This window comes from Sphingomonas sp. Leaf37, from assembly GCF_920939475.1.
In the GTDB taxonomy this organism is placed as follows: domain Bacteria; phylum Pseudomonadota; class Alphaproteobacteria; order Sphingomonadales; family Sphingomonadaceae; genus Sphingomonas.
On the sequence record NZ_CAKLAX010000003.1, the window covers coordinates 440,465 to 458,904 of the forward strand.

Sequence of the window (18,440 nt, forward strand, 5' to 3'; positions counted from 1 at the left end):
CCCTTTGCGGACGTAGTTGAATGACAACTCATATGACAGGCCGCAGAATTAGCAAGATGTATTACATATGACGTCGTTGCATCGTGGAAAAGCGATAGACCGTCATCGAGCGGAAAGAACGTCCCGGCCGCAGGACAGTGGAAGCGAAGGACGGCCGGTTGGGCGCATCGGGCAGATGCTGGGTCTCCAGCGCCAGCCCGGCGTATCTGGCATAGGCGACACCCTCGCTGCCGGTCTCGGTGCCGTCGAAACCATTGCCGCTGTTGAAAACGACCGCCGGTTCGGTGCTGTCGATCGCCATCCGCCGCCCCGATTGCGGATCCTCGACGACAGCGACCGGCACAGGGCGCGCCGTCGGGCTGTTCCGCAACAGATAGGCATGATCGAACCCGCCCGACGACGCGAGAAGCGGATGCGACGCCGCCCGACTGGCTGCCACCGGTCGGGCGCGCCGGAAATCGAGGGGCGTCCCTGCGACGGGCGCCAATCGCCCGGTCGGGATCTTGCGGGCATCGGTCTCCACGTAGCGGCTTGCGAACAGGCGCAGACGGTGTGCATCGATCGTGCCGCCGTCCGCGCCGCCGAGGTTCAGGAACATGTGATTGGTAGGATTGAACACGGTCGGCGCGGTCGTTGTCGCGTGGTACTCGATCCGCAATTCGTTGGCACGATCCATCAGGCGATAGGTGACCTCGACCGACAGGCCGCCGGGAAAGCCCTGGTCGCCGGCCGGACTGGTCAATCGGAAGATCGCCGCCGAGGAGCCGGCCTCCCGGCGTGTCCCGGCATGCCACATACGGCTGTCGAAGCCATCTGGACCGCCGTGCAGGGTGACGCCGTTGCGTCCGGGCGTCAGCGAATATACGCGCCCGTCCAGCGTGAAGCGCGCGTCGGCGATGCGGCCCGCATAGCGTCCGACGATCCCGCCCCACCGTCGCTGCGTCCGTTCGAACGCGGTGACATCCGGCAATGAAAGGACGACGTTGCGGCGCCGTCCCTGTCGATCCGGCACCTCCATCATGGTCAGCGTCGCACCGCGATCGATGATCGCGACACGCATGCCACGGTCGTTGGTCATCACGGTCCGCGACACCGCCGCACCGCCCTGCGTCGTACCGAACGGCTCGACCCGTACGCTCGCTGCGACCGCCGATGTGCCGGTTGCGACGAAGCACAGCCCGACGGGAAGGATTACCTTCACATCCAGAGCGTCGGCTGGCGCAGCGGCACGTTGCGGATCACTTCGCGAACCGCGGGAAGCGGTGGCAGCCTGCGCCAGAGCTGCCGATAGCGTTCCTCGTGCAGCGCCTCCGCCCCGAACAGCAGGCTGACGTGCCTGATCGGCCATTGGTCGAAATATTCGACGTCATGGGCGTATGGCCACGTTCGCTTGTCGCGGATGAAGGGGTACATGAACGCCAGCGCCCCGGCCAGCGACCGGCCATCGGCGGTCGCGAACCGCCACAGGTCGTCGCCGGGCGTCGAGGCCACCCGCGCGAGGGCGGCGAGCGCATCGAGATTGAACAGCGTGTAGCCGAACGGCTTGGTGCGGGCGAGTTCGAGCGGCTGCGACCCGTCGGGTGCGACCTGATCCGGGATCAGTCGCTCCCGGAACCGGTCGGCACAAAAGGCGACGACGGACGCATCGCCGGTCAGCCGCGCGAATGCTGCCGCCTGCAACGCCCAGCAGGTGCCGTGATTGTTGCGCTCGTCGCGTTCTTCCATCCCGTTCTTCGACGTGGTGAGCCACTGAAGGTAGGCAGCGAACCAGCCACGGATCGCCGCGCTGTGGGTCAGCCGGAATCCCGGCGGCACCGCACCGCCGGCGGTGCCGTCGAGGACCATGACGGCGCGCGCGACTTCCACCAGGTGCAGCGTGTCGATGACGCCGATACCGCGCCCGGTGTTCACCCCGATGATCGCCTGCGCATATTGCAGATTGGGGTTCATCGCCGTCGCGGGATCGACGAACCAGGCGTGCAGGAACGTCTCCGCGTGGCGAGCGTATCGCGCATCCCGTGTCGCCTTCCACGCCGCGACGAGCGCGGGCACGGCGAGACTGAGCTCGATCATCGCGTCGCGGTGGGCATCGAACTTGTCCGGGTTCGACAGGCCATCGCGTCGCACATAGGGGCCACCGGGCTTCGCCGGATCGGGCCACCAATAATCGGCCTCGGAATAATAATCCTTCGGGCCGCCCGGGCTGCGCGGCGCGATCGCCGACGTGGTCGTGCGCGGGCGCAACGACAGGTATCGATCGGCATCGGCGATGAGCCGCTTGCGATCCGCGACGGACAGCAGCGCAGGGCCGGCTGCGGCCCGGCCCGGCGACGGGAGCGCGACCACCGCAGCCAATGCCCCCGCTTGCCGCATCACATCGCGTCGCGTCGTCATTGGTAGCGCAGGTCCCAGCCGATCGTGAACGGTGCCGTCACCGTCCGCGGTCCGGCCGTGCAGATCACCTTGGTTCGCATCGCCCCGATCGATGCGTGATAGTCCGTGTCCTGCTCGGCAGACGATGCCTCGCAACGGTCCAGCCCGCTGGTGGCGAAGCTGCGTACCGCACCCTCGCCGAACCGAACGTTGGCCCCGGTGCCGGCGGGCTGCGTCGAGAAGGTGCCGAACGCCATCGTGATACCGGCGACCTCCAGCGGTGCGACGGGCGTATAGGTGTCCAGCCGCCGGATCGACCCCGGCGCGAATTCGTAGCGCGTCGACACGCGCAGCCGCCGATCGGGCTCCGGTCCACTCTTCCCCATCCGGTCGAGCTCGGATTGGTCGAAGGTGACGATCGTCCGCTTGCCCTGCGTCTCGACCTTCGCGTTGCGGAAATAGGCGAGCGGCATCACCGTCGATCCATCGGTGAGCGTGATGCGCGGCACCATCAGCGGTGCATCGCCATCCGCCACGCCCTCCAGCATCCCCGGCGAGAAGGGGATCGGGAAATAGGGGTTGTGGTCGTGCTGCGACACGCCGCCGTTGATGATCGGCAGACTGACGACACGCCCACGATCACGCCACGTTACCAACAGCCGGTCGTATTCGCCCTTGGCGAACCACGTCACCGTCCGCTTCGGCAGTGCGGCGGCGAGCTTTGCGAAGTCGCGCGTCGGCGCCTTGTCGCGATAGCCGAGCTTGCTCCACCAATCGTTGGTGTAGACGAACTGGTGCGCCAGCGAGAGGTTCTCGCCGAGGATGCGGAACTTGCCGCGATAGGCGTCGGTGCGTCGGCCGTTGTCCCACAGGTTGACCGAACCCGTGCGCGCATCGGTCCAGAAGGACACGTAATGCTGCGCCGCGCTGGAGGAATAGGCATAGGCGAGATCCATCTCCGCCTTGGTCAGGACGCCGGTCGCGGCGGCGGCGGTCAGCACCTCGACCATGCTCGTCTCGCCATACGGCCCCAGGCTGCGGCCATATTCGAAGCCATGGCCGGACAGGTTCACGCGCTGCAACATCACGTCGGCCGACTTGCGCAACCAGCCCAGCACCTCGGCGGGCGGTTTCTCGCCGGTCTGGAGGAATCGTTGTGCTATCTCACCTGCCAGCAGGACACTGTAGCGGTCGAAGCGACCTGCCCCGTCCGTCTCGTCGGCAAAGCCGTATTCACCCGAATACTCCCGGTAATGCTTTACCATCGCGGTGTAGAGCCGGTCGCTGCCTTCGCGCGGTTCCCACGCCAATTGCGTCCGCAGCCGGGCGATGGCGAAGGCGACGCAATAATAATTGTTGGGATGGTCGATCAGTTCGTACGTCTGCGTATCGACGAACATGCGCCAGTCGAGCCGCACCTTCAGCTTGGCCAGCGTCAGCCGGTCGAACGCCTTGTCCAGAAGCCCGCGCTCGCGCAGCCGATCGATCGCGGTCAGATAATAGAAGATGCCCCAGCTGTCGTTGGCGTCGTCGACAGTCAGCTTGGCGATCTTGCGGAAGTCGGCGAGATAGCCCGGCAGGCGCGGATCGTCGGCGGGAATGTCGGCGATGAAGTCGACCAGTCCGATCGCGATCTTGCCGGGCAGGAACTTGTCGCTGCCGTTGAACACGGGAACGTCGTCGATCCGATAGGCGCGGCCTTCCTTGGCGAGGCCGATCAGCAGCTTTTCCGCCTGTGGCTGGATTTGACGCGTCACCACCGTGTTCATCGGTGTATCGCCCCCACGAAATGGCGCCGCTACCTGTGCGGTCGCAACATCGGGACAGAAGACGAAGGCGATTGCGGCGGCGCAGCCGCAGACGACGAAGCCCGATACGCGGTGAAATCGATCCGCCCTGCGGATGCGGGCGGTATGTACCGGCGAAACGCTGTCCTCGTTCGCATTCGGAAAGACCGTCGAAGAGGCATGTTCGGAGATGTTCTTCAAGATCCTGCTATCCTAAAATTATCAGGCTTTTGCCTGTTATCTCCGTAGTTTACGACTGCGTCGTCGACGGAACACGGATGCGTGGCCATGTCGACCATCGCGTCGTGCATATGGCATGCTTCTTCAGCTTGCCGGGACCTGTCAAGGAAAAGTTGTCATACATTGCTGGAATCGCTGGACCTGCATCAGCACCACCAGCCGGTACAATCACGCGGACAGCGCGCTCGCATCCCATCGCTTCCGGCAAACCCGGGATGGTTCAGTCGGTCACGGCCGTGCAGGAGGGAAATTGAACTCCGCGCGCGGAGACATCTCACGCCGGGCGAGCTGCGCCCTCATCCGCGCGACGATCGCCGGATGCTGCCCGGAAACGTCCGTGGTTTCACGCGGGTCCTTGGACAAGTCGTAGAGCTCGATCGGCTGGCTCGGGTCTGCCCCTCGAAGTTGCCACCGGACCGCCTTCCAGCGGCCATCGCGCGCAGCTTGTGCCGATTTGTTGTCGCCGTTCATCTCCCAGTAGAGCGGCCCGCTCTGGGTCATGCTTCGGCCTTGCAACGCGGGCAGCAGCGAATGACCTTCGATCGGTGCGGGCGGAACGGCACCCGCCAGCGCGGCGAACGTCGGCATCAGGTCCCAGGCGGCGCAGATCGTTTGGACGGTCCTGCCGCCCGCAAAATGCCCCGGCCAATGCGCCAGGAAGGGTGATCGGATTCCGCCCTCGTACAGGTCGCGCTTCTCGCCGCGAAGCCCGCCCGTGGCACGGAAGAACGCCGTGTCCGCGCCGCCTTCGCTGCTGGGACCATTGTCACTGTAGAATACGATCAGCGTGTTCTTTTCGAGTCCCGCGCGGCGCAACTCCGCACGCAGGACGCCCACCTCCCGGTCGAGCTCCGTGATCATCGCAGCACGCGCGGCTCGCGGGGTCGGATGCGGTGAATAGTCGCCGGGATCGCCCGGGCGTTCCGGAAATTGGCCCCGGTACGCCGCCGTCAGGCGATCGGGCAGCTGCAACGCCGCGTGGGGCAGCGTGGGTGCGAAGTAGAGGAAGAACGGTTTGGCGCGGCTCTGGCGTCGGATGAAGGACTGCGCCGCCTCGACGATCCGGAACGCCGAATAATCCTGTCCCTGATAGAGGCGGTAGTCCGCGGGCGCCTTGGACGTTTTGCCGACCTTCGGGTCGACGTAGAAGAACCGGTTGTCGAGCGGTACGCGCCGATCGTTCTCCCACAGGTGAGTGGGATAATAATTGTGCGCGTGCGTCTGGTCGAGGTAGCCGTAAAAATAGTCGAACCCATGCCCAGTCGGCACACCTTCGCTGCCCGGACCTCCCAACCCCCATTTGCCGATCGCTGCCGTCGCGTAACCGACCTGCCGCAACATGCCCGGCAGCGTGGGCGTACCCGCGGCCAGCGGGAGTTGCCCGCGTTCGCGCTCATCGCTCAGGTCGCCGCCCATGCGTATATTGCCGCGGATTTGCGTATGGCCTGTGTCCCGACCGGTCAGCAGGGACGCACGCGAGGGTGCGCAGACCGCTGTGCCGGCGTAGAATTGCGTGAATTTCACGCCATCGCGCGCGAGCGCATCCAGGTTGGGCGTGCGGATGCGCGTCTGACCGAACGGGCCGATATCGCCATAGCCAAGGTCGTCGGCCAGGATCAGGACGATGTTCGGCCGCGCCGCCGCGCCGGCCAAGGGCGCCGCCCTTTTCGCCGGCGGCACATGCTGGCCCGCCGCAGTCGATGACAGCGCCAGTGCAGTGATCTGGGCTGCCGTCCCCAGCCAAGCCTTGCGAATAATATGCATCGTGGAGCACCTGGATCTTTCGAGTGGCCTACCGTTCGCCGCACTTTCGCTTCTACGATGTCGGTGGCCTGTTGGAAGGCGGGATTTGTCTTCAACTGCGCGAGAAGAAGGGCGTGTCCTCGCTACGAACGTCCTCGGCGAAGCGGGCGCGGGCGGCGGGGGCGACCATGATCCTGCAATCGGCGATGGTGACGCGATCCGCGTGGCGGACGCTGATGCCGACCGCATCGTGCGGCTCGATCAAGGGCACGACGCTGGTCGGTCGATTGTCGTAGACGCCGCCGGGGTAACGGGTCCAGCGGTCGAGGGTCAGGTTTACCCGCTCGAGCCGTATGTCCGACACGCGCGCGCCGCCCAGCCCTTCGATGCGGATGCTGTTCTCCGCGCGGCCGGTGACGTCCTCGACACGCACGTTCGTGATCGTGCCGACCTTTGTTGCGGCATCGCGCGGGATGGCGGTGAAGGATATCGCTTCGCCGCGGCCCCACCAGGGGTCGGAAAAGTATTGGGAAACGAACCTGATCTTGCGGAATACGATGTTCCGTACCGTGCCGGCGTCGCGGAGCTGGATGCACAGCCCGCGCGAGCTGCGACGGATTTCACAGCGCTCGAACAGCACGTTTTCGATATCCTGCACCGTCTCGGTACCGATCTTGAGCCCCGAATCCTGGGTATCGATGATGCAGTCCCGCACGACGATATCCCGCGACGGGCCGTATCGCACGTGAGCAGCCGTGGTCTTGATCACGATCGCGTCGTCCCCGCAGGTGATCCGGCAATTGCGGATGAGGACGTCCTGACAATGGTCGGGATCGATGCCGTCGCAATTCGGCACATCGAGCTGGTTGGCGATCGTGATCCCGTCCACGAGGACCTTGCGGCAGCCGACGAGGTGGACGGTCCAGCTTGGCGCGCGAACGATCGTGAGGTCGCGGATCGTCAGATCGGCGCAATCCTCCAGCACGATCAGGCGGGGCCGGAAGGATTTCGGCACCCACCATTCGCCGGCCGCGTCGTAGCGTTCCATGAATTCGGGCGAGCGGCCGTCGATCGTGCCGCCGCCGCTGAGCGTCAGACCGTGCGCCGATCTGGCGTGGAGGACGCCGGCGAGCGGGTCGGCGTAATGGGCGGCATCGGTGCTGACCAACAGCGTCGCGCCACGATCGACATGGAAGTCGATGCCACCTGCGAGCGTCACCGGACCCATGAGATAGCGCCGCCGCCCACCGAGCAAAACACGGCCGCCGACCTTCGCCGCCGCGTCGATCGCGCGCTGGATGGCCGCCGTGTCGGGCGTGCGCCCGTCGCCGACTGCGCCATGCGCCCGAACGTCGAACACCTGTCGCCCGGCATGGGCGGTCGCCGGAAGGCTGGCCAGAGCGAGTCCGAAGACAAGCGCGTCGCGGCGGTTCATTTGGGCGGATCTCCGATGAACGATACGTCCCAGACCCTGGACAGGGTCGAGGTGCCGGCCGGGCCGGTGGTGTGCAGGACAACCACATACTTGCCGGGTTTGGCGTAACGGTGGGTCGGATGGGTGTCGGTCGACGTTTCGCCGTCGCCGAAATCCCAGCGGCGATGGGTGATGGTGCCGGCACTGTCATCGCGAAAGGCGACGACGCGGGTCGCGCGGTCGAGGATGACGAACGACCAGTCGGCCTTGATCGCCGGCGCCGGATCGGGCGGCATCAGGCGGAAGGCGCGGAGTTCGTCGGCGCGGCCGTACATGGTGTGTTTCGGCGATGACAGGTTCCAGAAGCTGGATCTGCCTGGGCCGTCGCGATCGATGATCGCGAAGCCCAGCCCGACGATCGCGTTCTCGGCAAGTGTCGTCTCGACGGATCGCTCCGGCCCGTCGCCGTCCGCAAGGTCGAAAGGAGTGATCCAGAACTCCGCGACGAGCTTGCCCGCCTGACCGGGTTTAAAGGCGTAGCGATATGCCATGTTCGAATAGGGGAGCCGCTTGAGCCAGGGCGCCTGCGGGCCCCAGGCCATCGCCCAATCCTTGTCACGGGCGGGTGTGAAGATGTGATAATTCTGCGCGTGACGATTCTGGAAACCGAACCAGGCATCCTCGTCCGTCACGGTTCGGCCATCGGACAGGGTGGGACGCGGCGCCGAGGGCGGCGCGATGTCGGGATGAAACCGTGCGATCAGCGGCCCGCCCGACCGGTCGCCGTCGACGACCATCTCCAGAATATCCTGATCGAGCCCCTCGCCGGCGAAGTCCCAATGGTCGTCCCACGCCTCGTAGAGGATATAGAGGCGGTTCATGCGCTTGACCCAGCCGACCTTGATCGTCGCGCGCAGGCTTGCCGGATCGGGTCGACAGCCGCTGCCGTCATCCGCGGCGAACTGGTCGGAACGGATGACGTAGCTGGCCGGCACATGATCCCAGTCGCTGGCGTCGCCATCGATGCGCGGGATGGCGTCGGCGGGGAATTGATAGACCCTGAGCACCTCGTCCGGTCGATCGAACGCGACCGCCTGCGATGCCCCGAGCAGCATCAGCAGGGCGAGCGCCCGACGCATCAGCCCCGTACCGCGCCCGCCACGATGTTCCGGGCACGGAACGGATCGTGGGGGCGTCCCGACAAGTACGTCAGCAACAAACCCCGCTCTATTCGCGGGTGGCGGCCGGGGTCACAAGCGCTGATGAACACGCCCCGCGACGGCGCGGGCACTGGCGCCGTCGCGGGTATCGCAGCGAGGATCGCCGCGTGGTGCATCAGAACTTGTACCGTGCTCCGGCGAAGAACTGGCGACCGGTCTTGGAATAGACCTGCTGGTCACGCAATTTGTCGCCATCCCAATAGCTGGTCGCCTGATTGGTGAGGTTGATCGCGTCGAGCGACAGCGTCAGTCCATCGGTGAGCTTGTACGATATCGAGGCGTCGACGTTGGTCGTGCTGTACGAACCGGTAAAGTCCGCCAGCCCCGAGCGCAGCGGCACCTGACGCAGGTACTCGTCGCGATACGCCAGCGACACCCGTGCCGACAGTCGGCTGTCCTCATAGTAGAGCGTTGCGTTGGCGGCATTCGGCGAGACGTTGACCAGCGGCGCGACGAGTGTCGGACCGGCCTGGTTGGCGGTCAGGATGTAGCTGATGTTCGATTTGATGTGCGTGTAGTTCAGGATGGTGCCGAAGTTGCGGAGAAAACTCGGCAGGAAGGTGAAGGGCTGCTGATACTGAAGCTCGAAACCCTTGATCTTGCCACCGGTGCCGTTGACCGATGTGCTGATGTTGGTGGTCGTATTCGGATCCTGGTTCGGCAGCAGCAGGGCAAGCGGAAGGCCCGCTGCGGAATAGGTCGTGGTGCTCGTGATGTTCTGTACGAAGCTGGAGATATCCTTGTAGAAATAGCCGGCAGACAGGATGGCCCCGGGCGCCAGATACCATTCGACGCTCGCATCGATATTGGTCGCGCGATACGGGTCCAGCTGCGGGTTGCCGACCGTCGCGGTAAACGGCGCCTGTGCGGTGCCGATCGACCCTCCCGGCGTCAGCAGGCCGAGCGAGGGGCGCGACATGACCTTGGCGGCCGCGGCACGAAGGGTGAGCTTGGGCGTCACGTCCAGCGCCGCATTCAACGATGGCAGATAGTCGTCGTAGTTACGCGCCACCCGCACCAGCGTGCCGACGCCGACGAAGCCGCGCGAGCTTTGATGGGTATGGGCGTAGCGCAGGCCCGCATCGCCGCGTACCGTCATGCCGTTGGAGAGGTCGACCTTCCAGTCGAGCTGTATATACGGGCTGATATCCTGTTCGACGACGGCGCGATTGTCGCCCTGCGCGCCCGTCCCGACGCTGCCGATGCGGAAATCGCCATATTGATTGACGCAATAGCAGTCGACGTTGAACGCCGACATGATCTTGTCGATGTTGGGCACGATGAAGCTGTTCGACGCGCCGGAGGGGATGCCGATCGAGCCGATCGTGATCGCCGGCAGGCTGACATCGCCGATCGACAGACCGGCAGATGCAAGCGTCGGGATGTTGGTCGTGCCTGCGATGCGCTGCTGCCGTTCGGAGATGAAGGTGAAGCGCTTTGCGGCGATGCCGATCTTGCCGGTCAGCTGATCCGTGAAGTCGTACTTGAAGTCGACCTTGATGTTGCGGAGCCGGTTGGTCACCCGTGAAGTGAATTCACGGATGTTGTCGTAGCCGTTCTGATACTGCCAGTTGCCGGGGTTGGTGGCGTCGAAGCCGTAGTTCAGCAGGGGCGTGGACTTCTTGTCGCCACGCGCGTCGAAGGTAAAGCCGGTGCCGTCAAAGCGACTGAAGGTGACCAGCCGCGAATAGGGATTGTCCAGCACCGAATCCGACTGGCCGTACAGCACCGAGGCATGGCCGCGATCACCGATCTCCTGATCGATGTGCAGATCCACCTGGTAGAAGGTGGTCGTCGAGACATCGTGGCTGTTGGTGACTGAAAAGTCGGTCCCGTCGAACACGCCATAGACGAGCTGGCCGTTCTCCACGATGGCGTCGCGCACCTTCATATTGGGGCGCCCGGCCAGCTGCGCGGCCGTCAGTCCGCCCGCCGCGGCGCCGAGGCCGCGGTTGAGGCTGATCGGGTTGGTGGCCAGATCGTTCTTGTCCTGCTTGTAGCGGGAGTAGGCGACATCGAGCGTGACCAGGCTGGTATCGGTCGGCTTCACCTGTACCGTGCCGGTCAGGCCCAGACGCTCCTGCCGGTTGAGGAAGCGGCCGTAGCCGGGCAGACGGGGCACGAAGACACCAGGCTGGTTTATCGTGGCGTAGGCAGCCGGAGTCGATCCCGGGTTCGCACCGGCCGCGGCGATACATTGCGTGGGACGCGCCACGCTGCCGATCAGCGGATTGACCGGAACCGTTGTCGCCTGCGCCGGGTTCACCGGGCAGAAGCCGTTGTTAAGGTCGCTGAAGTCGGTGAGCGCCGTGTTCGAATAGGCGTCTTCCTGTGTCAGGCGCTTGTTGTACGCAGCGGAAAGCAGGATGCCGACGCGGCCGTCGGCGAACGTGTTGCTGACCAGACCGACGAGCCGCGGCGCGACCTTGTCGTTGATATCGTAATAGGCGGCCTGACCGGACAGCGCGGCCTGGAAGCCGGGATTGTCGAACGGCCGGCCCGTTTGCAGGTCGATGGTTGCGCCGAGCGAGCCTTCGTCGACTTCGGCGGACTGGGTCTTGCGAACGATGATCGAGTTGAACAGCTCGGATGCGAAGACGCTGTAGTCGAAGGAACGGCCACGGTTGATGCCGGCACCGAGCGTCGAGCCGGTCGTCGCCGAAATCGCTTCTATGCCGTTGAAGCGGGTGCGGCTGAAGTCGCCGCCGAGGCCGCGCACGGTGACGGTGCGACCCTCGCCGCCGTCCCGTTCGATCGAAATGCCGGGAATGCGCTGTAGCGAGTCGGCGAGGTTCGCATCGGGGAAGTCGGCGATGTCGGCGGCGTTGATCGCGTCCACGACGCCGGCCGACTGCTTCTTGATCTGGATCGCCGAGGCGAGGCTCTGGCGGAAGCCGGTGACGACGATATCGGAACCCTGCGCATCCGCGTCGACGGTCGCGGCCACCGGCGCTTGCTGATCCGTCGGCGCCGGCTGCGCTGCCGCAGCGGTGATCGGAGGATCCTGCGAGTTCCCGGTCGTGTTCTGCGCGGCTGCCGGAAAGGCGATGCCGACCGCGATGGCGAACGTCGCGCTGGTCGTGGCAAGGCGAAGATGACGAAGATGACGCATGATATCCCCCCTAAAATCCCATTTGTTGGGATTTTGTTTTACACTATGACTTATCAGCTCATAGGCTCGGAGATGTCAATGGCCCGATGCGGACTTTTCGCTGCGTCTTGAGAGATTAATAGGGCGTCCCTGCGTGTTGCCGCCTATGGTGGACAGCATCGGCGCATTCGCGGGTTTGAACGACGCCCGATCCTCGACCGAGTCGGGCCGACGGCGCCCCGGTCGACCAACCGGAAAGCGGCCATTCGCTGAAGTGCTCGATTCATGCAGCATTGTAGGCGATGAGGATGTCGTGACAGAGGCGAGGGCATCAGCCGGTATGAAGGATACATCGAACGGGCGAACGGCAGGCCTGCTGGACGGGATGCGGCGCCTCCACGCCGCGTTCTTCAATATGGGATCCGATCGCTTCTACCCTGAGGAAGCGCCTGTCCGTCGCGTTCGTATCGATGCCTTCTGGATCGACGAAACGCCTGTAACCAATGCCCGGTTTGCCAGGTTCGTCGAGCAAACCGGCTACGTTACGGTGGCCGAGATAGCACCGGATCCGAAGGATTATCCCGGACTTCTGCCCGAATACGCCAACCCCGGATCCCTGGTGTTCGAAAAGAGCCGGGTTCCCGTGGACACTTCCGACGCGTCTCAATGGTGGCATGTGCAAACGGGTGCCGACTGGCGCCATCCGCTCGGCGAGGGAAGTTCGCTCGACGGGCTTGACGACCATCCTGTGGTCCATGTCGCCTACGCGGACGCGGAGGCCTTCGCGGTCTGGTCTGGCAAATCGCTGCCGACGGAAGCCGAGTGGGAATACGCTGCGCGGGGCGGACTTGAGAACGCGGACTATGCGTGGGGCGACGAACTGGTGCCCGGCGGCGCGATGATGGCGAACTATTGGCAAGGCTTGTTCCCCTTCGCCAATCAGATGCTCGACGGCTACGAACGGACATCCCCCGTACGTCACTATCCCGCGAATGGTTACGGCCTGTTCGACATGATCGGGAACGTCTGGGAATGGACAGCCGACTGGTATGCGCTGCCCCGGCACAAGACGGCAAAGGCCGGAAACCAGGGAGACTGCTGTTTCGCACCAGACGCGCGCGGTGGCAGCAAACGGAAGCGTTCCGACATGACCATGGCCGATACGCCGATTGGCCGCAAAGTGCTGAAGGGTGGATCGCATCTCTGTGCCGAAAATTACTGCCGCCGTTACAGACCGGCAGCGCGTCATCCACAATCGATAGACTCGTCGACGAGCCATATCGGCTTCCGCTGCGTGGTGCGCGAAGGCTAGGCTTTCCCGTCTCAACCTAATCCATAAACGTGCCATTTTCCGGACAGGAAAGGCATATCTACGGTCATCCGCGGGCTGAGCAGCACCCGTACCGATGTGAATGGTGTCGCTGCTTCAGCCGGCACCGCCCGGCTCTGTGCGAGCGTCTGACGTTCTGCCTGCTCGCTCGAAACAGCAACGTTGTCCTCCCCACGTCTGTGCAGACACACTGGAAAACCGAACGTCGCCGAGGGTCCACTGGTCTGGCGCAAGCCTGCACACGTCAGGCCATGACGACGTCGGATACCTGCAAGGCCTCCACCGTCGGCACGAAATCTTCCGGCGCGATCGCGATCACCAATCCGTGCAATTGCGCAGCCGCCTGCTCGACACCATCCGGCAGATCGGCGAACTGCAACCTCCCGTTCCTCGGAGGCGACTGGAGGTAGTGCATGGCCAGTACCGGACGGAAGCTGCCGATGTGTCGCCAACCCGAACCAGGTATCGACGATGCCACCGGATACCGGACCGTGGGGGTCTTCCTGCGTTCGATTCAACCGATAATAACGGGTTCCCCGAGTGACGGTACGAACCACGATCTGCTGGAGCATCAGGATGCGCCGGGTATGGGCGAACGCGGCACCAGCGCGCTGACGAAGCCGATGACGTGCAACGCCGGTGCGTTCAGTCCGAATGGGCCGACGTAGACGGTCTTGCCCGCATCCGTCGCGGTCTTGATCGCGGCCTGGTCCTCGGCGGCGAAACGCGCGTCGACCCGCACGTCGGCACCCAGCAGCATCTGCATCGGGATCAGCGGCAGGATGCCGTCGTTGTCGAGCGGGTCGCCCGTCGAACAGAAGCCGGGCGGTTCGGTGCCCAGTCGCCACCCCTGCGCGCGAAACAGGGCGAACGACAGCCATGGCCGCTGGATCTGCACCGACATGTATTTCATCGTAATCCCGGTCAGCTTCGTCGCCGGAGACAGCGGCTGCATGGCCTGGCCGTCGCCCGTCGACAGCAGCACCGCGTCCGTTCCGCCCAACACCGTAAAGGCATTGTCGGCACCACCCTGCCCCAGCAGGTCGATATCGATATCGACGAACCGGTCCAGCCGGGACATGTCGTACCAGTCCTCCGGCTGCGCGAAGGCAGGATACCAGGATCCGCCGGTACCGACCAAGTCCGCCATCGCAGCCTGCGCGTAGCGTTGTTCGGCCCCCGCGATGATTTCGCTGGCGAAGCTGCCGGCGTCGGCCGACGCACCATGCAGGACAGCGCCATAGGTGGCCTGCACCGATGATCCGCTGGGCATGTAGAACCGTTCGAAGTTCGGCACCGCATCGACCAGATCGCTGAACGCGAACAATGGACGCAGGTCGCCTTCCGGATCGCTGGCCGATCTGCCGCCGGCGAACAAGGCGGGCGTGATCGGAATGGGGAGAGCGGCAAGTTGCAGCACCGGCTTGGCAGTGCGCTGCGCTCGCTGTGCCGTATCGTCGTGCAGCATGACGGAGCCGTCGTCGGCCATGCGGTTGCGGAGGCGTGACGGCGCTTGCGGTGCAATGTCGTCGATCGGGATCGTGCGGGCGAACGCCCCGGCGAGATTCATCGGCGATGGTTCCTTGGTCGGGCGCACCAGGCACGATCCCGGTGCGGTGATGCGTTCGGTCCCGCCGGCACGATGCCGACGGGAGCGGTATGCGATCAGGCGGCGGCAGGCGGCGCGAGCGGGGGAGAGGCGGGTATGATCGAACTGATCCAGGCGATCACCTGAAGCCCCTCGAACGACAATTTGCCGCCTGACAGGCTCGAGGTGAATTTACGATCGGACGAGCTGTGCGAATAACTGCCGCTGACGCTGAACGGTCCCCATCCGCCGCTTGCCTGGGTCTGCGTTTGTTCGGAGTGGAATTTCATGTCTTCGGATCCGAAGTTCGCCTGGATCGTCACGTTGCGGGCAACCACGAACCCGGTCGGCAACAGCGGCATCAGCCCCCGCAGGTCCTCGCTGGCACCATTGGAGACACCATGGGCGGCGACACCCGACATGAACCAGTCGCGCATTTCGAATAGCAACGGATTGAGCCAGGGCCGCTTGATCTGGACGAAGATCAGCTCGGCATCGAGGACGAAGCTGTCGCTTTCCATATGCGTGTGCTCGTCTTCGGAACTGCCCGACGCACCGCCGCTGGCCGACCACAAGCCGTAGCTGCCGCCGGCGGACACGGAATAGCTCGATGCTTCCTTGCTTTCCTCCTGCGACAGATTGGAACTATCGAAATGCAGCTTCGAGGGTTGGCAATCGGGCGACGCCCAATTCGAAGGAATGGCATAGGTCGGCAGGAACGTGTTGAGGCCGTCCGGTGACGCGAGGGAATATTGCGGACCCACCAGCCTTTGCGACTGTTCGATCACCGCGGTCAGCGCATCGTTGACCGTCGACGCCAGCGCCTGCTGGGCCAGCTCGACGTCTTCCTTGTAGGCGCGTGTCCATTTGTTCCAGGCCTGGTCGACGTTGAGCTGCAACCCCGGCTGCACCGCGTTCCATGCGCGCTGGTCTGCCTTGTCACTTAGATCGTAGCCGTTCCGCGCCGCCCGATACCCTCCGACCGCGGTGATGTAAGCGGCCTGTGCCGCTTCGTAGTCGATGACGGGTGAACTGGGGACGGTGACGGTCTTCTTGTTGTGCCGAAAATCTTCCGTCGTGACCTCGGTGTTCAGATAGTCGAACGCATCGTCGTAAATCTTCTTCTGCTCTTCATTCATTTTATGCGCCGTGTTTGCCCCCTCTACGATCAACCGGTATGCCGCGGACGTCGTCTTGCCGGAATCGGACCACAACGCCCCGGTCGTCGGTTGCGCATCGCAGAACATGGCGAACGCCGCGGCGCTGCCCAGATCGCCTTCGGGATTCACCGGACTCATCATGTCGTCGAAATCATCGGGGTTCAGAACCAGATTCTTGCCCATCTGGATGAACGTCGTATCTCTGTGCCACGCCGACTCCTTGCCCGGTGGCGCATAGGTGACCGCGTCGTACAAACGGTCGTAGAGCTGGGCGAGTACCTTGGTTTCCTGTTCAGGCGTCATGCGTCTCTCCTCTTGTGTATCGTTGATGATGGCGATCAGGCGGCCTGCGTCAGGCGACGCGCGGCATGGGCGCCTTCGGACCCTGGAACTTATACGTGACGCCACCCGGCCCTTGCTGGCGCAGGTACATGCCCATTTCCGACCGCAGATCGGACTTCGCAGTGTTGAAGGTGGCGACTGTCGCCGCGTTGCAAAGGCCGACGATCCGCGCGAGGACGGCGGGGTCGTCCAGATCGACGATCGTCGTGTCGAACGTCGCAAAGCCGACCTTGACGTTCCGCGTGGTCAGCGCACCGAGGCCGGAATTCACCTTCTTCAGCGTGTCGTAGAACCCGGCTAGCGCACTCGACGGTGCGGCGGCTTCAAGCCTTGCCCGCACGTCGGCGACCGTGGCGCCGTTCAGCGATACCGCAGTGTCGAGTTCGATCGGCTTGGCAATCGTGATATTGGCCGGACTACCTTGCGGCCAGGTTTGAAAATTCTTCGCGTGCGAACAATCGACCAATATCGTCAGGGCTAGACCGGTTTGTTGGATGCTCGTCAACAAGTCCAGCGTCATCACGACCGGACACTCTATCTCACAGGCCATGGCTTTCCTTCGAAACTATAGTTTCTTTGTTCGAAGGCGATCGTAGGCGGATAGTTGGAACCGGGTAAATCCGTCCTTGCCCAGCGATTGATCTAAAATGGCGTATTCGATCTTACAGATAGAATGTTTTGCCATTTACTTTTGTCTATCTTGTCGAACCGGCACGATGTTGGAATCCGGGACGGATTGACAACTGACGATCCCGTTCGAAATCCCTGCTTGCGACATGCGTATTCGCCGTCCGACTCGTCTTTCCCCGATGATGCGGCCTGTATCACGATCAGGTCCGATTCGGTTCAACGGTCGCGACGCTTGCGTAACGGGCGGCAAGCGCCCATCTATGATATTCATACAGTCGCATATCGACGGTTCCCGGCGCGTGTTTCTCGCGCCGTCCGCCTTTCCCTGCCTCTCTTTTCCGCTGACGAGGTGCCCGATGTCCAGCGACGCTACATTCTTCCGCAAGCAGGCCGATCAGGAGCGCAGCAACGCGTCCGAGGCCAGCCTCGACAACGTGCGCGATCGGTGCGAGCGTGCCGCCCGTTCGTGGGAGGCGATGGCCGCCCGCGCCGAGCGGACCGAGGCGATGCGCGACCAGCGCGCCGCAGCCACCCGGGCCGCATCTGCGCTCGCCGAACCCGCCGTCGATACGGTCGCCGACCCGGCTGCCTGCCGGGCGTGATCCATAGCCGCGTCACGCCGCTGCGGGGGGCAGCGGCGGCGCACGAGACGTTGATCCGCGGTGCGACCTTCCTCACCGCGCTGGCCGATCGCCCGGTCATCACCGATGGCTGGCCGAAAGGTCCCGACGCTCGCGTGCGGGCAAGGTTCGTCGCCAATTGCCTGCGCGAACTCGACCGCTTCCTGCACGGGCTGCTCGATGCACTCGGCGCGTCCGCGGGTCATGTCGTGCGTGAGGATCAGCGCAACACCGCCAACAAATTGCGCGATTTCGGCGTGCATCCGCTAGCCGAGCGCGACGATCAGCTGCGCCTGCGCGCGCTCGGCCGGTCCAGCGCATGCCTGATCCATTGCGATGGCTGGGTGCGCCGTCCGGATGTCGCCGGGGGCGACGTCATGACCGCGGGGTGGACGGGTAACACCGGGGTCGACCTCCGCCGCTATCCCCTCGGCGCGCGGCTCGCGCCGGGCCGGGACGAGTTGATCGACATCTGCCGGTTCTACGATCGGCTGGGCGACCGGCTGATCGTTATGCCGCCGAATGCCGCAGCCGCCGGCATGTCAGCAGCCCTGCCAGCGCGCTGATCAACGTTTCGCTTTCGGCTGGTTTGCCGACCAGCGCGTGATCGCGATACCGTTCGGGAAGATCGTCGCGGCTGTAACCGGTGACGAGGAGGCACGGAACCCGCCTGGCGCGCAGCTGGTCGATCAGCGCATAGCCCCGGTCACCGCCGAGGTTCAGGTCGAGCAACGCCGCGTCGCAGCGATACCTGGCCAGCAGCGCCTGCGCCTGAGCGACGCTCGCGACCGGCCCCAGCACACGATAGCCCGCATCCCGCACCGCCTGCGCGACCATGTCGGCGATCAGCCATTCGTCCTCGACCACCAGCACCGCCGGCCCGGCGGCCGAAGCCATGTCGT

The 18,440-nt window shown here is 64.4% G+C and carries 15 protein-coding genes; 3 read left to right on the top strand and 12 right to left on the bottom strand.

Annotated features, from left to right (window positions below):
* Positions 1 to 61: 61 nt before the first annotated feature.
* The 7 genes from LRA87_RS11800 to LRA87_RS11830 all read right to left on the bottom strand — a co-directional run bounded on the left by LRA87_RS11800 (position 62) and on the right by LRA87_RS11830 (position 11,889).
* On the bottom strand, positions 62 to 1,201 hold the full coding sequence (locus LRA87_RS11800; protein ID WP_230631657.1) for an aldose epimerase family protein: 1,140 nt from the start codon (positions 1,199 to 1,201) through the stop codon (positions 62 to 64).
* On the bottom strand, positions 1,198 to 2,394 hold the full coding sequence (locus LRA87_RS11805) for an alginate lyase family protein (RefSeq protein ID WP_230631658.1): 1,197 nt from the start codon (positions 2,392 to 2,394) through the stop codon (positions 1,198 to 1,200). Before LRA87_RS11805 ends, LRA87_RS11800 begins: the two co-directional genes overlap by 4 nt.
* On the bottom strand, positions 2,391 to 4,361 hold the full coding sequence (locus LRA87_RS11810; protein WP_230631659.1) for a hypothetical protein: 1,971 nt from the start codon (positions 4,359 to 4,361) through the stop codon (positions 2,391 to 2,393). The genes LRA87_RS11805 and LRA87_RS11810 overlap by 4 nt, the downstream gene beginning before the upstream one ends.
* A gap of 267 nt (positions 4,362 to 4,628) precedes the next feature.
* Positions 4,629 to 6,164 (bottom strand): arylsulfatase, encoded by a 1,536-nt coding sequence (locus tag LRA87_RS11815; RefSeq protein ID WP_230631660.1) that lies wholly within the window; start codon positions 6,162 to 6,164, stop codon positions 4,629 to 4,631.
* Between the two features lie 91 nt (positions 6,165 to 6,255).
* Positions 6,256 to 7,578, bottom strand: coding sequence for a glycoside hydrolase family 28 protein (locus LRA87_RS11820; protein WP_230631661.1), 1,323 nt, complete (start codon positions 7,576 to 7,578; stop codon positions 6,256 to 6,258).
* Positions 7,575 to 8,696 (bottom strand): PKD domain-containing protein, encoded by a 1,122-nt coding sequence (locus tag LRA87_RS11825; RefSeq protein WP_230631662.1) that lies wholly within the window; start codon positions 8,694 to 8,696, stop codon positions 7,575 to 7,577. Before LRA87_RS11825 ends, LRA87_RS11820 begins: the two co-directional genes overlap by 4 nt.
* A gap of 196 nt (positions 8,697 to 8,892) precedes the next feature.
* Positions 8,893 to 11,889 (bottom strand): TonB-dependent receptor, encoded by a 2,997-nt coding sequence (locus LRA87_RS11830; RefSeq protein WP_230631663.1) that lies wholly within the window; start codon positions 11,887 to 11,889, stop codon positions 8,893 to 8,895.
* A 364-nt stretch (positions 11,890 to 12,253) separates the two neighbouring features.
* Between LRA87_RS11830 and LRA87_RS11835 the strand changes: the two genes are divergently transcribed.
* Positions 12,254 to 13,180 (top strand): formylglycine-generating enzyme family protein, encoded by a 927-nt coding sequence (locus tag LRA87_RS11835; RefSeq protein ID WP_230632266.1) that lies wholly within the window; start codon positions 12,254 to 12,256, stop codon positions 13,178 to 13,180.
* A 262-nt stretch (positions 13,181 to 13,442) separates the two neighbouring features.
* On the opposite strand, the gene LRA87_RS18390 is transcribed toward LRA87_RS11835, so the two are convergent.
* From LRA87_RS18390 to LRA87_RS11850, 4 genes are all read right to left on the bottom strand, one after another.
* Entirely contained in the window at positions 13,443 to 13,577 is a 135-nt protein-coding gene (locus tag LRA87_RS18390; protein ID WP_268934856.1) for a hypothetical protein, read from the bottom strand.
* A gap of 192 nt (positions 13,578 to 13,769) precedes the next feature.
* A complete protein-coding gene (locus LRA87_RS11840) occupies positions 13,770 to 14,768 on the bottom strand; it encodes a hypothetical protein (protein ID WP_230631664.1) in 999 nt (332 codons plus the stop codon).
* A 95-nt stretch (positions 14,769 to 14,863) separates the two neighbouring features.
* A complete protein-coding gene (locus LRA87_RS11845) occupies positions 14,864 to 16,249 on the bottom strand; it encodes a hypothetical protein (RefSeq protein ID WP_230631665.1) in 1,386 nt (461 codons plus the stop codon).
* Positions 16,250 to 16,298: 49 nt separating this feature from the next.
* Entirely contained in the window at positions 16,299 to 16,811 is a 513-nt protein-coding gene (locus LRA87_RS11850) for a hypothetical protein (RefSeq protein ID WP_230631666.1), read from the bottom strand.
* Positions 16,812 to 17,274: 463 nt separating this feature from the next.
* Between LRA87_RS11850 and LRA87_RS11855 the strand changes: the two genes are divergently transcribed.
* A complete protein-coding gene (locus LRA87_RS11855) occupies positions 17,275 to 17,520 on the top strand; it encodes a hypothetical protein (protein ID WP_230631667.1) in 246 nt (81 codons plus the stop codon).
* A complete protein-coding gene (locus LRA87_RS11860) occupies positions 17,517 to 18,104 on the top strand; it encodes a hypothetical protein (protein WP_230631668.1) in 588 nt (195 codons plus the stop codon). The genes LRA87_RS11855 and LRA87_RS11860 overlap by 4 nt, the downstream gene beginning before the upstream one ends.
* On the opposite strand, the gene LRA87_RS11865 is transcribed toward LRA87_RS11860, so the two are convergent.
* Positions 18,049 to 18,435 carry a response regulator gene (locus LRA87_RS11865; protein WP_230631669.1) on the bottom strand — a complete coding sequence of 129 codons (387 nt, stop codon included), beginning with the start codon at positions 18,433 to 18,435 and terminating at the stop codon, positions 18,049 to 18,051. The two genes, LRA87_RS11860 and LRA87_RS11865, sit on opposite strands and share 56 nt — an antisense overlap.
* Between the last annotated feature and the right edge of the window lie 5 nt (positions 18,436 to 18,440).